The organism is Burkholderia sp. SRS-W-2-2016 (assembly GCF_001931485.1).
In the GTDB taxonomy this organism is placed as follows: Bacteria; Pseudomonadota; Gammaproteobacteria; order Burkholderiales; family Burkholderiaceae; genus Paraburkholderia.
Map to the genome: position 1 here is coordinate 77,536 of NZ_MSDV01000006.1, position 17,531 is coordinate 95,066.

Here is a 17,531-nt window from a genome sequence, read left to right on the forward strand (position 1 = left end):
ATGCCCGACTTTTTAAGGAGTGTGACGATGAAGCGATATGGCGTGGAAGGCGGAAAGGGTACCGGCGGTCAGGTGATGCCGTTTGCGCGCGCGGTCGAGGCGGACGGCTGGCTGTTCGTGTCGGGCCAGACGCCGATGGAAAACGGCGAAGTGATCAACGGCGGCATCGTCGAGCAATCGCACAAGGCGATCCAGAACGTGTTCGCGATCCTGAAGGAAGCCGGCTACGGCGCCGAGCACGTGGTGCGCTGCGGCGTGTGGCTCGACGATCCGCGCGACTTCGCATCGTTCAACAAGGTGTTCCGCGAGTACTTCGGCGAGAACCCGCCGGCGCGCGCGTGTGTGGTGTCGTCGATGGTGATCGACTGCAAGGTCGAAGTGGACTGCGTCGCGTATAAGAAGCCGGCGGCCTGAGCGGTCTAGTTGAGCTTTGAAACGGCAGGGGCGCCGGGGACCTTGATGGTCCACGGCGCCCCTGTTGCGTTGACGGCTGGACGCGTTGTTCAGCCGCGGGCGCTTACTGTCGCGCGAGCCGCAGATTGTCCGGCATCGGCGAGTTGTAGTTGGTGCGGAACGGATTGATATCGAGCCCGCCGCGCCGCGTATAGCGCGCATACACAGCGAGCTTCAACGGTTTGCACATCTTCATGATGTCGACGAAGATCCGCTCGACGCACTGCTCGTGAAAACCGGTGTGATTGCGGTACGAGATGATGTAGCGCAAGAGGCTCGCCTGATCGATCTGCGGACCCGCGTAGTGAATCTGCACGGTGCCCCAGTCGGGCTGGCCGGTCACCGGGCAGTTCGACTTCAGCAGGTTCGAGAACAGCGTTTCCTCGACCGGCGCTTCATCGTGCGCGGCGCTCAGGAGCGACGCGTCCGGCTGATAGACGTGCGCGTCGAGTTCGAGCCGGTCGAGCGACAGACCGTCGAATTCTTCCATCTTCAGCTTCGCGAATTCATGCGGCGTGGCCAGATGCACCGACACGGTCGCGCCGCACGACGCGGACACGTCGCGCCTGATCGTGTCGCGCACGCTCTCCACCGACTCGAACGCGGTCTGCGCGAACGAGCCGAGATACAGCTTGAACGATTTGGACTCGACGATGTTCGGCGAGTCGGCCGGCACGAAGAACGTCGCGACCGCGATCTGCGGCTTGCCGCGCGTATTCAGCCACGACAGTTCGTACGCGTTCCAGATGTCGGTGCCGAAGAACGGCAGGCGCGCGCCGATGCCGATCGCCTCGCGCGCGTTGCTGCGCGCGATCGGGAACAGCAGCGTCGGATCGTATTGTTCGGTGTAAGTCGAGGACTTACCGAGCGGGGATTGTTCGGGTGTCATGATGCGTTCACGATGCCACTCAGCACGTGCCCGGTCGCCGTTACGACGCGGGCCGATTCGCAGTGGCCAAGCTGGTCGTCGAAGAAAAAGTCCGGCTCGAACTCGCGCAGGAAAGCGCTTTTGTCGAGGCCGCCGAGGAACATCGCTTCGTCGATTTCGATGTTCCAGGCCATCAGGGTGCGGATCGCGCGCTCGTGCGCGGGCGCCGAGCGGGCGGTAACGAGGGCCGTGCGAATCCGCATTTGCGCGGCGCTGTCCGCGAGTTTCTGCAGACGGTGCAGCGCTTCGAGCAGCGGCTTCAGCGGGCCGTCCGCGAGCGGCAGGTGCTTGTTGTCGATCTCGTGACTGACGAATGCGCGCAGGCCGTCGTTCTGGAAGATCCGCTCCGCTTCGTCGGAAAACAATACCGCGTCGCCGTCGAACGCAATGCGGATTTCGTCCGGGTACTTGCCCGCCATTTTCGCCGATTCCGGCAAGACGCGTGCGGCCGGAAAACCGGCGGCGAGCGCATCGCGCACGTCCTGCTGATTCGCGGACAGAAACAGCGACGCATTGAGCGGCTTCAGATAACCGAACGGCGCACGCCCGCGCGTGAACACGCCGCGCTCGACCGTCAGGCCGTGTTCGCGGCACGAATGAAACGCGCGCAGGCCGCTGATCGGATCGCTGCGCGACAGGATCACCACTTCGACGCGATGGCCGCCGGTGTTCAGCGCGAGCAGCTTGCGAATCAGCGGAAACGCGACGCCGGGTTTGGCGGGCACGTGCAGGCGCTCGCGCTGCAACGCTTCGTACGCGCGCAGGTCGCCGGCCTCGTACACGCGGTTCTCTTCTTCGAAGTCGAACAGCGCGCGCGACGAGATCGCGACCACCAGTTTGTCGGCGAGTGAAATCGGCATGGATACGTTCCGGTGTCCGAATGGATCAGGCGAGGAACAGGCGGTAGACCGGGTTCTTCGTCTCCTCCCAGTTCGGATAACCGAGCGTCGCGAGGAAGCGGTTGAATTCCGCATTCTCGCTTTCGGGCACCTGGATGCCGACCAGGATCGAGCTGTAGTCCGCGCCCTGGTTGCGGTAATGGAACAGGCTGATGTTCCAGTTCGGCGCCATCGACGACAGGAACTTCATCAGCGCGCCCGGCCGCTCCGGAAACTCGAAACGGAACAGACGCTCGTCATGCGCGAGCGGCGAGCGGCCGCCGACCATGTAGCGGATGTGCTGTTTCGACAGTTCATCGAAGGTCAGGTCGACGGTTGCGAAGCCGTGCGTTTCGAACGCGCCGGCGATCTGCGCGGACTCGCTGCGATTGCGGATCTGCACGCCGACGAAGATGTGTGCTGAATTCGCGTCCGCGATCCGGTAGTTGAACTCGGTCACGTTGCGGGTGCCGACCAGTTCGCAGAAGCGTTTGAAACTGCCGCGTTCTTCGGGGATCGTCACCGCGAAGACCGCTTCGCGTGCTTCGCCGACTTCCGCGCGTTCGGCGACGAAGCGCATCCGGTCGAAGTTCATGTTCGCGCCAGAGGTGATCGCGATCAGCGTCTGGTTCTCGATGCCCTCGCGCTCCGCGTATTGCTTCAGGCCGGCAACGGCCAAAGAACCCGCCGGTTCGAGCACGCTGCGGGTGTCCTGGAACACGTCCTTGATCGCCGCGCACAGTGCATCGGTATTCACGAGCAGCACGTCGTCGAGGTATTCGCTGCACAGGCGGAAGGTTTCTTCGCCGACGAGTTTGACCGCGGTGCCGTCGGAGAACAGGCCCACTTCATTCAGCGTCACGCGTTCGCCCGCTTTCAGCGATGCAGCCATCGCGCACGAATCGTCGGTCTGCACGCCGATCACCTTGATCTCCGGACGCACGGATTTGACGTACGCGGCCACGCCTGCCGCAAGTCCACCGCCGCCGATCGGCACGAAGATCGCGTGGATCGGCCCCTGATGCTGGCTCAGAATTTCCATCGCAACCGTGCCCTGGCCGGCGATCACATACGGGTCGTCGAACGGATGGACGAAGGTCAGGCCGCGCTCTTCCTGCAGCTTCACCGCGTGCCCATACGCATCGCTATACGACTCACCCGACTGCACGACCTCGACGGTCGGCCCGCCGTGCGTACGAATCGCGTCGACCTTCACCTGCGGGGTCGTCACCGGCACGACGATGATCGCCTTCACGCCCATCCGCGCCGCCGACAACGCGACCCCCTGCGCATGATTGCCTGCCGACGCGGTAATCACGCCGCGCGCGAGCGCATCGGCCGGAATATGCGCCATCTTGTTGTACGCGCCGCGCAGCTTGAACGAGAACACCGGCTGGTTGTCCTCGCGCTTCAGATACACCGGGTTATGCAGCCGCGTCGACAGATTCGGCGCGCGTTCGAGTTCGGTCTCGCGCGCGACGTCGTAGACGCGGGCGGTCAGGGTCTTTTTCAGGTAGTCGTGGGAGGCCATACGGGTGGCGCGGGGCGCTGTGTGAGACGGGAAAGCGACAATGATAGCGCCAACGGTGTGTGCGCCGGCCTTTCCGCGCGTTCCGCGCCAACGCCGGCGGGCCCGTTGCGGCGGGGTGTCGTCTCGCGATGCCGGCGCCGTCCTGTCAACCGTCCGGACGGTCAGCCAATCGCCGGCCCAAAGCCGCCCGATTTACCGCCCAGCACGCCCCCCGATTCGTCCCGAAAGCGCCCGAACCCCCGCCGCTGCCCGATTTCCACCCGCAACGCCTGGCGGCATCATGCGGTAGAATTTCGTTTTGGAATAAGGATCGGAAGATGCACTGGCAGCCCCGGAGCGCCCACTTGATGCCCGTCCCGCGCGAATCGTGTCCCGCGGCGGAGCGTCATGTCCGTCATGCACGATCGTGTAGCTGCCTCTGAGTGCCGCGAAGCGGTTGGCGTGGGTAGACCGCCGGCCGTTCGCCTCCTTGCAAGCCCTAGAAGATTTCAAGCATTGCGCCCCACGCGCATTGTCGGCCGACGCCTCGCGATGAGAGCGCCCGGCTGACCTACCGAGTCGTCCAACCATGAACGCACCTCAAGTTTTCGATCCGCACGGCGCCGCCGCTGCGGTGGCCGCCGATCCCGAAGCGCGCCTGCGCGAAATTCCCTATAACTACACGTCGTTCTCCGACCGCGAAATCGTCATCCGCCTGCTGGGCAACGACGCCTGGGACGCGCTCGCCGAACTGCGCGCCGAACGCCGTACTGGCCGCTCGGCGCGGATGCTGTACGAAGTGCTCGGCGATATCTGGGTAGTGCGCCGCAACCCGTATCTGCAGGACGATCTGCTCGACAATCCGAAGCGCCGCGCGATGCTGATCGAGGCGCTCAATCACCGCCTCGCCGAAATCGAGAAGCGCCGCCGCGCCGATCTGAGCGAACACGGCGATGAAGCCGGCGTCGAGCGCGCCGCCCGGGTCGAGAAGCTCGTGCAGGCCGCGCGCCGCGCCGTCGAAGAATTCGGCAAGGAATTCCAGCAGACCTACGACCTGCGCCGCCGCGCGACCCGCGTGCTCGGCAAGGTCACGCAGAAAGACAACATCAAGTTCGACGGGCTGTCGCGCGTTGCGCACGTGACCGACGCGACCGACTGGCGCGTCGAATACCCGTTCGTCGTGCTGACGCCGGACTCCGAGCAGGAGATCGCCGGCATGATCAAGGCCTGCTTCGAGCTCGGCCTGACCGTGATTCCGCGCGGAGGCGGTACCGGCTACACCGGCGGCGCGGTGCCGCTCACGCCGTTCTCGGCCGTGATCAACACCGAAAAGCTCGAACAGCTCGGCCCGGTCGAGATGACCGAGCTGCCGGGCGTCGATCGCAAGGTCGCGACGATCTTCTCCGGCGCGGGCGTGGTCACCCGTCGCGTGACCGAGGCGGCCGAGCAGGCCGGCTTCGTGTTCGCGGTCGACCCGACTTCGCTCGATGCGTCCTGCGTCGGCGGCAACGTCGCGATGAACGCGGGCGGCAAGAAGGCCGTGCTGTGGGGCACCGCGCTGGACAACCTCGCATGGTGGCGGATGGTCGACCCGGAAGGGAACTGGCTCGAAGTCACGCGTCTCGATCACAACCTGGGCAAGATTCACGACATCGAAGTCGCGCGTTTCGAGCTGAAGTGGTTCGACGGCAACCACGCGCCGGGCGAGAAGCTGCTGCGCAGCGAAGCGCTCGACATCAAGGGCCGCGTGTTCCGCAAGGAAGGCCTCGGCAAGGACGTCACCGATAAATTCCTCGCCGGCCTGCCGGGCGTGCAGAAGGAAGGCTGCGACGGTCTGATCACGTCGGCGCGCTGGATTCTGCACAAGATGCCCGCGCATACGCGCACCGTCTGCCTCGAATTCTTCGGCCAGGCGCGCGAGGCGATTCCGAGCATCGTCGAAATCAAGGACTACCTGTTCGAAACGTCGCGCCAGGGCGGCGCGATTCTGGCTGGCCTCGAACACCTCGACGAGCGCTATCTGCGCGCGGTCGGCTACGCGACCAAGAGCAAGCGCAACGCGTTTCCGAAGATGGTGCTGATCGGCGACATCGTCGGCGACGACGCGGACGCGGTCGCGCAGGCCACCTCGGAAGTCGTGCGGATGGCTAACGGCAAGAGCGGCGAAGGCTTCGTCGCGGTCAGCGCCGAAGCGCGCAAGCGCTTCTGGCTCGACCGCAGCCGCACCGCCGCGATCGCCAAGCACACCAACGCGTTCAAGATCAACGAAGACGTGGTGATTCCGCTCGACCGGATGGGCGAGTACACCGACGGGATCGAGCGCATCAATATCGAGCTGTCGCTGAAGAACAAGCTGCAACTGGTCGACGCGCTCGAAGCGTTCTTCAAGGCCGGCAAGCTGCCGCTCGGCAAGTCCGACGACGCGAACGAAATCCCCAGCGCCGAACTGCTCGAAGATCGCGTGCAACAGGCGCTCGATCTGCTCGCGCGGGTGCGTACCCGCTGGGAGTTCGTGCGCGACAAGCTCGATCTGTCGCTGCGCGAGGCGCAGCACTACCTGGTTGGTCTCGGCTACGAAGCGTTCGCCGAGAAGTTCGCCGACCGCGTCGATGCGCAGCCGGGCGCGAACGTGTTCCATCTCGCGCAGGACCGCACGATCCGCGTGTCGTGGAAGCAGGAAATCCGCGCCGAATTGCGGCAGATTTTCAATGGCGGCGAATTCAAGCCGATCCTCGACGAGGCCCAGGCGATCCACAAGCGGGTGCTGCGCGGCCGCGTATTCGTCGCGCTGCACATGCACGCGGGCGACGGCAACGTGCACACGAACCTGCCGGTCAACTCCGACAACTACGAGATGCTGCAGGACGCGCACGTCGCGGTCGCGCGCATCATGAAGCTCGCGCGTTCGCTCGACGGCGTGATCTCCGGCGAACACGGCATCGGCATCACCAAGCTCGAATTCCTGACCGACGACGAAATCGGCGAATTCCGCGCCTACAAGCAGCGCGTCGATCCGCATGGCCGCTTCAACGCGGGCAAGCTGCTCGAAGGCGCGGACCTGCGCAACGCGTACACGCCGAGCTTCGGGCTGATGGGCTACGAATCGCTGATCATGCAGCAGTCCGACATCGGCGCGATTTCCGAATCGATCAAGGACTGCCTGCGCTGCGGCAAATGCAAGCCGGTGTGCGCGACCCACGTGCCGCGCGCGAACCTGCTGTACAGCCCGCGCAACAAGATTCTCGCCACCTCGCTGCTGGTCGAGGCGTTCCTGTACGAAGAGCAGACCCGCCGCGGCGTGTCGATCAAGCACTGGGACGAATTCAACGACGTCGCCGATCACTGCACGGTCTGCCACAAGTGCGTGACGCCGTGCCCGGTGAAGATCGACTTCGGCGACGTGACGATGAACATGCGCAACCTGCTGCGCAAGATGGGCAAGAAGAAGTTCAATGCGGGCAACGCGGCCGGCATGTTCTTCCTGAACGCGACCAATCCGCAGACCATCAACCTCGCGCGCACCGCGATGATGGGCGTCGGCTACAAGGCGCAGCGCCTCGGCAACGAAGTGCTGAAGAAGTTCACGAAGAAGCAGACCGCGCATCCGCCGGCAACGGTCGGCAAGCCGGCGATCACCCAGCAGGTGATCCACTTCATGAACAAGAAGATGCCGGGCAATCTGCCGAAGAAGACGGCGCGCGCGTTGCTCGACATCGAGGACAACAAGATCGTCCCGATCATTCGCAATCCGAAGACCACCACTTCGGATACCGAAGCGGTGTTCTACTTCCCGGGCTGCGGCTCGGAGCGGCTGTTCTCGCAGGTCGGTCTGGCGACTCAGGCGATGCTGTGGGAAGCGGGCGTGCAGACGGTGTTGCCGCCGGGCTACCTGTGCTGCGGTTATCCGCAGCGCGGTTCGGGCCAGTTCGACAAGGCCGAGCAGATCGTCACCGATAACCGCGTGCTGTTCCACCGCGTCGCGAATACGCTGAACTATCTCGACATCAAGACGGTGGTCGTGTCGTGCGGGACCTGCTACGACCAGCTCGCCGGGTATGAATTCGAGAAGATTTTCCCGGGCTGCCGGATCGTCGACATTCACGAGTACCTGCTCGAGAAGGGCATCAAGCTCGACGGCGTGAACGGCGTGCGCTACATGTACCACGACCCGTGCCACTCGCCGATCAAGACGATCGACCCGGTCAAGCTGGTCAATCAGCTGATGGGCTCGGAGAACGACGGCTACAAGATCGAGAAGAACGATCGCTGCTGCGGCGAATCGGGCACGCTCGCGGTGACGCGTCCGGACGTGTCGACCCAGGTGCGCTTCCGCAAGGAAGAGGAAATCCGCAAGGGCGCCGCGAAGCTGCGCGGCATTCCGCTGGTCGCGGAAGCGGGCGCGAATGCGATCAATCCCGCCAATGCATCGGCGGGGGCCGCCGGCGCGCCGACCGGTTCGGTGCTGAAGGCCGGCGACGGTCCGCAGCCGAACGGGGCGACCGACGTGAAGATCCTGACCAGCTGCCCGTCCTGCCTGCAAGGGCTGTCGCGCTACAACGAGGATGCCGGCACCGAGGCGGATTACATCGTGGTCGAGATGGCACGTCACGTGCTCGGCGAGAACTGGATGGCGGACTACGTTCAACGGGCGAACAATGGCGGAATCGAGCGCGTGCTGGTTTAATGGCACGACCGACGATTCTTTGCTGAGGACGACGATGGACTGCGTTTTTTGCCGTGAAGACGGCGGCGATGTGCTGTGGCAGGACGACTCGCTGCGGGTCGTCCTCGCCGACGAAGCCGATTACCCGGGCTTTTGCCGGGTCATCTGGAATGCGCATGTCGCCGAGTTTTCGGATCTTTCCGGTAGCGAGCGCGATCGCGTGATGCACGCGGTGTACGCGGTCGAACGCGCGCTGCGGCGCGTGATGCAACCGGTGAAGATCAACCTGGCGAGCCTCGGCAACCAGGTGCCGCACGTGCACTGGCACGTGATTCCGCGTTATTCGAACGACGCGCATTTCCCCCTGCCGATCTGGGCGCCGCGCCAGCGCACGGTGTCCGAAGCGATGCTGTCGGCGCGCCGTGCGCAAGCCACGCTGCTGCGCGAGGCGGTGCGGCAGGAAATCGAACAGGCGCTGGGCTGAACGTCCCCGCGCCGGTGCCGCTCGCCGGGTTCGCCGCCAATGGCGCGGCGAGCCCGGCGAGCGCCGTTATCTATTAGAGGCCAACATGAGCGGATTGACCCCCGAGACGCCGGTGCCGACCGGCGTGGTCGTGCATTCGAAGTCGCGTGTGCTCGAAGTGCAGTACGCAAACGGCGAAGCGTATCGTCTGCCGTTCGAGTTGCTACGCGTGTATTCGCCGTCGGCGGAAGTGCAGGGCCACGGGCCCGGCCAGGAAACGCTGCAGACCGGCAAGCGCGAGGTGACGATCACGATGATCGAAGGCGTCGGCAATTACGCGCTGCAGCCCACGTTCTCCGACGGTCATTCGACCGGCATCTATTCGTGGGACCTGCTGCACGACATGGCGGTGCGCCAGGACGATTTGTGGCGCGCGTATCTCGCGAAGCTGGCGGCGGCCGGCGTCGATCGCGACACGCCGATGGTGCCCGCCGCGGCGGCGCACGGCCACTGTCACTGATACGATTCGCCCCCTCACGCCGCGCGAGCGGCGCAACATTCAAGAAAGAACACGCGAAAGGACGAGCGCGATGAGCAAAACCCACTTCGGCTTTCAATCGGTCGACGAACAGGACAAGGCGCAGAAGGTGGCGGGGGTGTTCCACTCGGTGGCCTCCAACTACGACTTGATGAACGACCTGATGTCGGGCGGATTGCACCGCGCGTGGAAGATGTTCACGATCGCCCAGGCGAATGTGCGGCCGGGCTTCAAGGTGCTCGACATCGCGGGGGGCACCGGCGATCTGTCCAAGGCATTCGCGAAGCAGGCGGGCGAGAGCGGCGAAGTCTGGCATACCGACATCAACGAATCGATGCTGCGGGTGGGCCGCGACCGGCTGCTCGACAAGGGCGTCATCACCCCAGCGCTGCTGTGCGACGCGGAGAAAATCCCGTTTCCGGACAACTACTTCGACGTCGTCACGGTTGCGTTCGGTCTGCGTAATATGACCCATAAGGACGTCGCGCTCGCGGAGATGCGGCGCGTGCTGAAGCCGGCCGGGCGTCTGCTGGTGCTGGAATTCTCGAAGGTGTGGGAGCCGCTCAAGAAGGTCTACGACGTGTATTCGTTCAAGGTGTTGCCGTGGCTCGGCGAGCGTTTCGCCAAGGACGCGGACAGCTACCAGTACCTGGCGGAGTCGATTCGTATGCATCCGGACCAGGAAACTTTGAAAACAATGATGGAACAAGCGGGTCTCGACGGCGTCAAATATTACAATTTGTCAGCTGGCGTGGTAGCGTTACATGTGGGGACGAAATACTAGGGTCCCTAACCCATCGATTTTTAAAGGAAATTCCGAAATGTCCGATTCCACGTTGTTATCTCCCTGTAAGGTGAAGCGGTCGCTGGCGAGAAGAATCGGACTGATCGCGATGGTCGGTCTGATCATGACCGGCACCCTTGTCTCTCTCGACGCCGAAGCCCGCCGCATGGGCGGGGGCCGCAGCATCGGCCGTCAGTCGAATACCGTTCAGCAGCAGCACCAGAGCCCGCCGCCGTCGCAGCCGGGGCAGAACAGCCAGGCTCTCCAGCAGCAGCGCGCGCCGACCCCCACGCCGACGCCGCCCGCGGCGCCTAACCGTAACCGCTGGCTCGGGCCGATCGCGGGTCTCGCCGCGGGTCTCGGTATCGCCGCGTTGCTGTCTCACTTCGGCCTCGGCGAAGCGTTCGCCGGCATGTTTGCGAACGTGATCGTGATCGCGTTGATCGCGATGGTCGGGATCTGGCTGATTCGCCGCTTCATGAACCGTAAGCGCGCCGGGTCGCAGCCGGCGTATGCGGGCGCGGCGCCGTCGCTGAACACGAGCCAGACCGGCTATACGCAGGAGCCGCGCTACAGCGCGCCGTCGACCGGTTCGTACCTCGAGCCGCAAGGTAATCCGGTTACCACGCCGGCAGTCGGCGCGACGCCGTCGGTGCCGGCCGGCTTCGACTCCGAAGCGTTCCTGCGCAACGCGAAGGTGTACTTCGTGCGCCTGCAGGCCGCGTGGGACGTCGGCAACGTCGAGGACATCCGCGAATTCACCACGCCGGAAATGTTCGCCGAAGTGCGCGTCGACCTCGCGTCGCGCGGCGCGCAGTCGAACCAGACCGACGTCGTCCAGTTGAACGCGGATCTGCTCGGTGTCGAGGAGCGCGGCAACGAGTACCTCGCGAGCGTGCGCTTCTCCGGTCTGATTCGCGAACAGCCGGGCGCGGCGGCCGAGCCGTTCGTCGAAGTCTGGAATCTGTCGAAAGCGAACCGTGCCGGCGAAGGCTGGCTGCTCGCCGGCATTCAGCAGGTCGAACAGCACTGAGTTGCTGAAGCGCCGCGCGCGGCTGGTCACAAAGGCCCGCGCGGCGTTGATCCGGTTCATCGCTGACGCATCGAATAGGCCGTTCGGCATAGCAGGCCGCGAAGCGAACGGACGTTACAATAGGAACCCGCGCGAGCACCTCGCTCGCGCGGGTTTTTTCTTGCCACTTTCGATGACCCTTGCCGCCAAGCCCTTCGCTGCTGCTGTCAATCATCTGCTCGCCCGGGAATCATGGGCCCGCGAGCGCCTCGTCCCCTATGCGGGCAAGACCGCCCGCCTGTCATGTCCGCCTGTCGTACTCGCGCTGTTGGTGCAGCCGGACGGCTACCTCGGCACGCTCGACGAAAGCGATGCGCATCAGTTCGACGTGACGATCTCGGTGCCGTCCGATGCGTTGCCGGCCTTCGTGCAAGGCGGCCAGGCGGCCGTGATGAAGCACGTGAAGATCGAAGGCGATGCCGAGTTCGCGACGGTGATCGCGAAGCTCGCCGAGCATCTGCGCTGGGAGCCGGAGGAAGATCTCGCGAAGCTGATCGGCGATGGGCCGGCGTGGCGCATTACTTCGTTGGTGCGCTCGGTCGGCGGCCACGTGCAACGCACCGGCCGCAATCTGCTCGATACCGCGGCCGAATATCTGCTCGACGAAAATCCGCAGCTGGTGCGCCGCACCGCGCTCGCGGATTTCAATGTCGAGCTGGCGCGCGCGCGCGATGCGCTGGCGCGCGTCGAAAAGCGGATCGAGCGTCTCGAACAGAAGGTCGAAGCCCGCGGCGCATATGCGCCGGGCGGCGCCGCCACGTCGCGCGGCACGCGCTAGTCACCGGGCCAAGTCATGCGTTTTCTGCGTTTCCTCAAAATATTCTTCACCGTCATCCGCTTCGGTCTCGACGAGATGATGCTCAGCCGCATCAACGATCGCCGCGTGCGCTTGTTGCTGCGTATCACCACGCTCGGCCGCAAGTTCGACGCGCCGCCGGGCGTGCGTCTGCGGCTCGCGCTTGAAAGTCTCGGGCCGATCTTCGTCAAGTTCGGCCAGGTGCTGTCGACGCGCCGCGATCTGCTGCCGGTCGACATCGCGAATGAACTCGCGAAGTTGCAGGACCAGGTGCCGCCGTTCGACTCGGCGGTTGCGATCGGGCTGGTCGAGAAGTCGCTCGGCGCGCCGGTCGACGTGCTGTTCGACGACTTCGAGCGGGTGCCGGTCGCGAGCGCGTCGATCGCGCAGGTTCACTTCGCGAAGGTCAAGGCCGGTCAGCATGCGGGCAAGGCCGTCGCGGTGAAAGTGCTGCGGCCGAACATGCTGCCGGTGATCGACTCCGATCTCGCGCTGCTGCGCGACATCGCGGTGTGGGCCGAGCGCCTGTGGGCCGACGGCAAGCGCCTGAAGCCGCGCGAGGTGGTCGCCGAATTCGACAAGTATCTGCACGACGAGCTGGACCTGATGCGCGAGGCGGCCAACGGCAGCCAGTTGCGGCGCAACTTCCAGGGGCTCGACCTGCTGATGGTGCCGGAGATGTACTGGGAGTTCTGTACGCCCACGGTGCTGGTGATGGAGCGGATGGTCGGGGTGCCGATCAGCCAGGTCGACACGCTGCGCGCGGCCGGTGTCGATATTCCGAAGCTCGCGCGCGAAGGCGTCGAAATCTTCTTCACGCAGGTGTTCCGCGACGGCTTTTTCCACGCCGACATGCACCCGGGCAACATCCAGGTGAGTCTCGATCCGGCGCACTTCGGCCGCTATATCGCGCTCGATTTCGGCATCATCGGCGCGCTGTCGGACTTCGATAAGAACTACCTCGCGCAGAACTTCCTTGCGTTTTTCAAGCGCGACTACCATCGCGTCGCGACGCTGCATCTGGAGTCCGGCTGGGTGCCGCCGACCACTCGCGTCGAAGAACTGGAAAGCGCGATCCGCGCGGTGTGCGAGCCGTATTTCGATCGCGCGCTGAAAGATATTTCGCTCGGCCAGGTGCTGATGCGGCTGTTCTCGACCTCGCGCCGCTTTAACGTCGAGATTCAGCCGCAGCTGGTGCTGTTGCAGAAGACCATGCTGAACGTGGAAGGCTTGGGCCGTTCGCTCGATCCCGAGCTGGATCTGTGGAAGACCGCGAAGCCTTATCTCGAACGCTGGATGAACGAGCAGATCGGTCTGCGCGGCTGGTACGAGCGGCTCAAAATCGAAGTGCCGCAGTGGAGCAAGACGCTGCCGCAACTGCCGCGTCTGATTCATTACGCGCTGGCCGAGCATCACAATCCGGTCGGCGGCGCCAACGACGACGTGATCCGCCAGATCCTGCTCGAGCAGAAGCGCACCAATCGACTGCTGCAAGGCCTGCTGCTGTTCGGCGTTGCGGTTGGCGTCGGCGCGGTGCTCGCGCGGGCGTTTCTGATGTTCGCTTATGGCGGCTGAGCGCGGCTGACGCCGGCCGGCCACAACCTGTACGAGGCACCCGATGAGCGATCCGACCCAACCCTCCGCACCCGATTTCGAGACCCGCGATCCGAACTCGCCAGAGTTCTGGGACGAACGCTTCGAGCGCCACTTCACGCCGTGGGATCAGGCGGGCGTGCCGTCGGCGTTTCGCGCGTTCGCCGAACGTCATCGCGACGCCGCGGTGCTGATTCCGGGCTGCGGCAGCGCGTACGAAGCAGTGTGGCTCGCGCGGCAGGGCAACCCGGTCCGCGCGATCGACTTCTCGGCTGCGGCGGTCGCGGCGGCGCGCGAGCAGCTGGGCGCGCAGGACGCACAACTGGTCGAGCAGGCGGATTTCTTCACTTATGAGCCGCCGTTCGAACCGGCATGGATTTATGAGCGCGCGTTTTTCTGCGCGTTGCCGCCGGCACGCCGTGCCGACTACGTGCGGCGGATGGCGGAGCTGTTGCCGTCAGGCGGCCTGCTCGCGGGCTTCTTTTTTCTCGGCGCGACGCCGAAGGGGCCGCCGTTCGGCACCGAGCGAAGTGAACTCGACGCGTTGTTCGCGCCGTACTTCGAGCTGATCGAGGACGAGCCGGTGGCCGATTCGATCGCTGTGTTCGCCGGCCGCGAGCGCTGGCTGAGCTGGCGGCGGCGCGCATAACGGCGCGGCCCGCACCGTTCCACACGGCGCGCTCTTGACAGTGGCGCGGGCCGCCCCCAACTGACGCGACGGCGCGCGCGTCGCGCGCCCGCTTCTTGAAAACCGGGGAGCGGCCATCGTTTGCGGCTATAATTCAAGGCTTTGCAAGCGTTTACAAGATTTCAGTAGGGATTTGGAGTAGGAAAGGATCATGCCGATCTACGCTTATCGATGCGGGTCATGCGGTTTCGGGAAGGACGTGCTCCAGAAGATGAGCGACCCCCAGTTGACGCAGTGCCCCGAGTGCGGAAAAGACACTTTTAGCAAGCAGCTCACCGCCGCCGGTTTCCAGCTGAAAGGCTCGGGCTGGTACGTGACCGATTTCCGCGGCGGCAGCGGCGGAACCAGCGCGCCAGCCTCCTCGGAAACGAAGTCCGAGCCGGCCGCCGCGACTTCGGACGCACCGGCTGCAGCCCCTGCCGCGCCCGCGGCCTCCGCTGCGCCGGCGGCCGCCGCGAGCCCGAGCGGCTCCGGCAGCGCCTAGTAGCACAGCCGCCCTGCGTGGGCGGCGCATCTGTCGCGCGGCGGGCCTCGGCCCCCGCGGCTTTCTGGCGGTACACATGACGACGAAAAAAACCACGCTCAAATCGGTGTTTCTGACTGGCCTGCTGGTGCTGGTGCCTCTGGCCATCACACTGTGGGTGCTCGGTCTGATCATCGGCACGATGGACCAGACGCTGTTGCTGCTGCCCATGTCGTGGCAGCCGGAACGCGCGATCGGTTATCGGCTGCCGGGCCTCGGCGCGGTGCTGACGCTCGCGTTCATCTTTGTCGTCGGCCTGTTGACGCAGAACTTCATTGGGCAGAAGCTCGTCCAGTGGTGGGAGTTGCTGGTCGCGCACATTCCGGTGGTCGGCCCGCTCTACACCAGCGTCAAGCAGGTGTCCGACACGCTGCTGTCGAGCAGCGGCAACGCGTTCCGCAAGGCGCTGCTGATCGAGTACCCGCGCCGCGGTTCCTATACGATCGGGTTTCTGACCGGCGTGCCGGGCGGCGACGTGGTCAATCACCTGCAGGAAGACTACGTCAGCGTGTACGTGCCGACCACGCCGAACCCGACGTCCGGCTTCTTCCTGATGGTGCCGAAAAGCGAAGTGATCGAGCTCGACATGACCGTCGACGCTGCGCTCAAGTACATCGTTTCGATGGGCGTCGTGGCGCCGTCCGCGCCGCCGCCGGCGCCGGTGCGCCGCACGACCGTCGAGCCTCCGCTGTAATGCCGGCGCGCAACGTTTCATGCAGGATCACCTGCGGCGCGCCGATCAACCAATGCAAAACGAAAGACAAACATCATGTCGATGAGATCTGAATACTGCGGTCTGGTGACCGAAGAACTGCTGGGCCAATCCGTCTCGCTGTGCGGCTGGGTAAGCCGCCGCCGCGACCATGGCGGCGTCATCTTCATCGACCTGCGCGATCGCGAAGGGCTCGTTCAGGTCGTCTGCGACCCGGATCGCGCCGACATGTTCAAGGTCGCCGAAGGCGTGCGCAACGAGTTCTGCGTGCAGGTCAAGGGTGTCGTGCGCGGCCGTCCGGAAGGCACCACGAACGCGTCGCTCAAGAGCGGCAAGATCGAAGTGCTGTGCCACGAACTGATCGTGCTGAACGCGTCGGTCACGCCGCCGTTCCAGCTCGACGACGACAACCTGTCGGAAACCACCCGCCTCACGCATCGCGTGCTCGATCTGCGCCGTCCGCAGATGCAGCACAACCTGCGTCTGCGCTACCGCGTCGCGATCGAAGTGCGCAAGTACCTCGACGAACAGGGCTTCATCGACATCGAAACGCCGATGCTGACGAAGAGCACGCCGGAAGGCGCGCGCGACTACCTCGTGCCGTCGCGTACCAACCCGGGTCAGTTCTTCGCGCTGCCGCAGTCGCCGCAGCTGTTCAAGCAGTTGCTGATGGTCGCGAACTTCGACCGTTACTACCAGATCACCAAGTGCTTCCGCGACGAAGACCTGCGCGCCGACCGTCAGCCGGAATTCACGCAGATCGACTGCGAAACCTCGTTCCTGACGGAACAGGAAATCCGCGATCTGTTCGAGGCGATGATCCGTCACGTGTTCAAGACCACGATCAACGTCGATCTGGCCGAGAAGTTCCCGGTGATGGAGTACGCGGAAGCGATGCGCCGCTTCGGTTCGGACAAGCCGGACCTGCGCGTGCAGCTCGAATTCACCGAGCTGACCGACGCGATGCGCGACGTCGACTTCAAGGTGTTCAGCACGCCGGCCAATACGAAGGACGGCCGCGTCGCGGCGCTGCGCGTGCCGAAGGGCGGCGAGCTCTCGCGCGGCGATATCGACAGCTACACGGAATTCGTGCGCATCTACGGCGCGAAGGGTCTCGCGTGGATCAAGGTCAACGAAGTCGCGAAGGGCCGTGACGGTCTGCAAAGCCCGATCGTCAAGAATCTGCACGACGAAGCGCTGAAGGCGATCATCGAGCGCACCGGCGCGCAAGACGGCGACATCATTTTCTTCGCGGCGGATCGCGCGAAGGTCGTCAACGACAGCCTCGGCGCGCTGCGTCTGAAGATCGGTCATTCGGAATTCGGCAAGGCCAACGGTCTCGTGCAGACCGGCTGGAAGCCGCTGTGGGTGATCGACTTCCCGATGTTCGAATACGACGAGGAAGACAACCGCTACGTGGCCGCGCATCACCCGTTCACGAGCCCGAAGGACGAGCACCTCGAGTACCTCGAAACGGATCCGGCGCGCTGCCTCGCGAAGGCCTATGACATGGTGCTGAACGGCTGGGAAATCGGCGGCGGCTCGGTGCGTATCTACCGCGAGGAAGTGCAGAGCAAGGTGTTCCGCGCGCTGAAGATCAACGCGGAAGAAGCGCAGGCGAAGTTCGGCTTCCTGCTCGACGCGCTGCAATATGGCGCGCCGCCGCACGGCGGTATCGCGTTCGGTCTGGACCGCATCGTCACGATGATGGCCGGCGCCGACTCGATCCGCGACGTGATCGCGTTCCCGAAGACGCAGCGCGCGCAGGATCTGCTCACGCAGGCGCCGAGCGAAGTCGACGAGCGTCAGCTGCGCGAACTGCACATCCGTCTGCGTTCGCCGGAACCGAAGGTGTAAGTAAGACGAGGGCCGCCGCGCGCGGCCCGCAAGTCTGGCGGCTGGTGGGCTGGCCACAACCTGCAAGCAGCAG

Annotated in this window: 15 protein-coding genes; 12 read left to right on the top strand and 3 right to left on the bottom strand. The window is 64.6% G+C overall.

The genetic code is table 11. The annotated features are described in order from the left end of the window. The first annotated feature begins 27 nt into the window (after window positions 1-27). Window positions 28-414: a RidA family protein gene (locus BTH42_RS02290; RefSeq protein ID WP_008923846.1), complete on the top strand. Its 387-nt coding sequence runs from the start codon at window positions 28-30 to the stop codon at window positions 412-414. A gap of 103 nt (window positions 415-517) precedes the next feature. On the opposite strand, the gene queF is transcribed toward BTH42_RS02290, so the two are convergent. Genes queF through ilvA form a run of 3 tightly spaced genes read right to left on the bottom strand, consistent with a single transcriptional unit; the run spans window position 518 to window position 3,832 of the window. Then, window positions 518-1,342, bottom strand: coding sequence for an NADPH-dependent 7-cyano-7-deazaguanine reductase QueF (gene queF, locus BTH42_RS02295; RefSeq protein ID WP_075295353.1), 825 nt, complete (start codon window positions 1,340-1,342; stop codon window positions 518-520). After that, the gene (locus tag BTH42_RS02300; protein ID WP_075295355.1) at window positions 1,339-2,241 is read right to left on the bottom strand and encodes a 5'-nucleotidase; all 903 of its coding nucleotides are present in this window, start codon (window positions 2,239-2,241) and stop codon (window positions 1,339-1,341) included. Before BTH42_RS02300 ends, queF begins: the two co-directional genes overlap by 4 nt. A 25-nt stretch (window positions 2,242-2,266) precedes the next feature. Further along, a complete protein-coding gene (gene ilvA / locus BTH42_RS02305; protein ID WP_256701717.1) occupies window positions 2,267-3,832 on the bottom strand; it encodes a threonine ammonia-lyase, biosynthetic in 1,566 nt (521 codons plus the stop codon). 526 nt (window positions 3,833-4,358) lie between these two features. On the opposite strand from ilvA, the gene BTH42_RS02310 reads away from it, so the two are divergent. The 11 genes from BTH42_RS02310 (at window position 4,359) to aspS (ending at window position 17,458) form a co-directional block, all read left to right on the top strand. Further along, window positions 4,359-8,453 (top strand): FAD/FMN-binding oxidoreductase, encoded by a 4,095-nt coding sequence (locus BTH42_RS02310; RefSeq protein WP_075295359.1) that lies wholly within the window; start codon window positions 4,359-4,361, stop codon window positions 8,451-8,453. Window positions 8,454-8,487: 34 nt separating this feature from the next. Further along, window positions 8,488-8,916 carry an HIT family protein gene (locus BTH42_RS02315; RefSeq protein ID WP_075295403.1) on the top strand — a complete coding sequence of 143 codons (429 nt, stop codon included), beginning with the start codon at window positions 8,488-8,490 and terminating at the stop codon, window positions 8,914-8,916. 85 nt (window positions 8,917-9,001) lie between these two features. After that, window positions 9,002-9,415: a gamma-butyrobetaine hydroxylase-like domain-containing protein gene (locus BTH42_RS02320; RefSeq protein WP_075295361.1), complete on the top strand. Its 414-nt coding sequence runs from the start codon at window positions 9,002-9,004 to the stop codon at window positions 9,413-9,415. A 70-nt stretch (window positions 9,416-9,485) separates the two neighbouring features. Continuing rightward, entirely contained in the window at window positions 9,486-10,217 is a 732-nt protein-coding gene (gene ubiE, locus BTH42_RS02325; RefSeq protein ID WP_075295363.1) for a bifunctional demethylmenaquinone methyltransferase/2-methoxy-6-polyprenyl-1,4-benzoquinol methylase UbiE, read from the top strand. A gap of 37 nt (window positions 10,218-10,254) precedes the next feature. Next, window positions 10,255-11,250 (top strand): Tim44 domain-containing protein, encoded by a 996-nt coding sequence (locus tag BTH42_RS02330; RefSeq protein WP_075295365.1) that lies wholly within the window; start codon window positions 10,255-10,257, stop codon window positions 11,248-11,250. A 172-nt stretch (window positions 11,251-11,422) separates the two neighbouring features. Further along, window positions 11,423-12,067 (top strand): SCP2 domain-containing protein, encoded by a 645-nt coding sequence (locus BTH42_RS02335; protein ID WP_075295405.1) that lies wholly within the window; start codon window positions 11,423-11,425, stop codon window positions 12,065-12,067. A 15-nt stretch (window positions 12,068-12,082) separates the two neighbouring features. Continuing rightward, the gene (ubiB, locus tag BTH42_RS02340; protein ID WP_075295366.1) at window positions 12,083-13,660 is read left to right on the top strand and encodes a ubiquinone biosynthesis regulatory protein kinase UbiB; all 1,578 of its coding nucleotides are present in this window, start codon (window positions 12,083-12,085) and stop codon (window positions 13,658-13,660) included. A gap of 43 nt (window positions 13,661-13,703) precedes the next feature. Continuing rightward, the gene (locus BTH42_RS02345) at window positions 13,704-14,327 is read left to right on the top strand and encodes a methyltransferase domain-containing protein (protein WP_075295368.1); all 624 of its coding nucleotides are present in this window, start codon (window positions 13,704-13,706) and stop codon (window positions 14,325-14,327) included. 190 nt (window positions 14,328-14,517) lie between these two features. Further along, complete coding sequence (locus tag BTH42_RS02350; RefSeq protein ID WP_075295370.1) at window positions 14,518-14,850, top strand: FmdB family zinc ribbon protein; 333 nt, start codon at window positions 14,518-14,520, stop codon at window positions 14,848-14,850. 76 nt (window positions 14,851-14,926) lie between these two features. Further along, complete coding sequence (locus tag BTH42_RS02355; RefSeq protein WP_075295371.1) at window positions 14,927-15,583, top strand: DUF502 domain-containing protein; 657 nt, start codon at window positions 14,927-14,929, stop codon at window positions 15,581-15,583. A 75-nt stretch (window positions 15,584-15,658) separates the two neighbouring features. Next, window positions 15,659-17,458: an aspartate--tRNA ligase gene (aspS, locus tag BTH42_RS02360; RefSeq protein ID WP_075295373.1), complete on the top strand. Its 1,800-nt coding sequence runs from the start codon at window positions 15,659-15,661 to the stop codon at window positions 17,456-17,458. Window positions 17,459-17,531 lie beyond the last annotated feature (73 nt).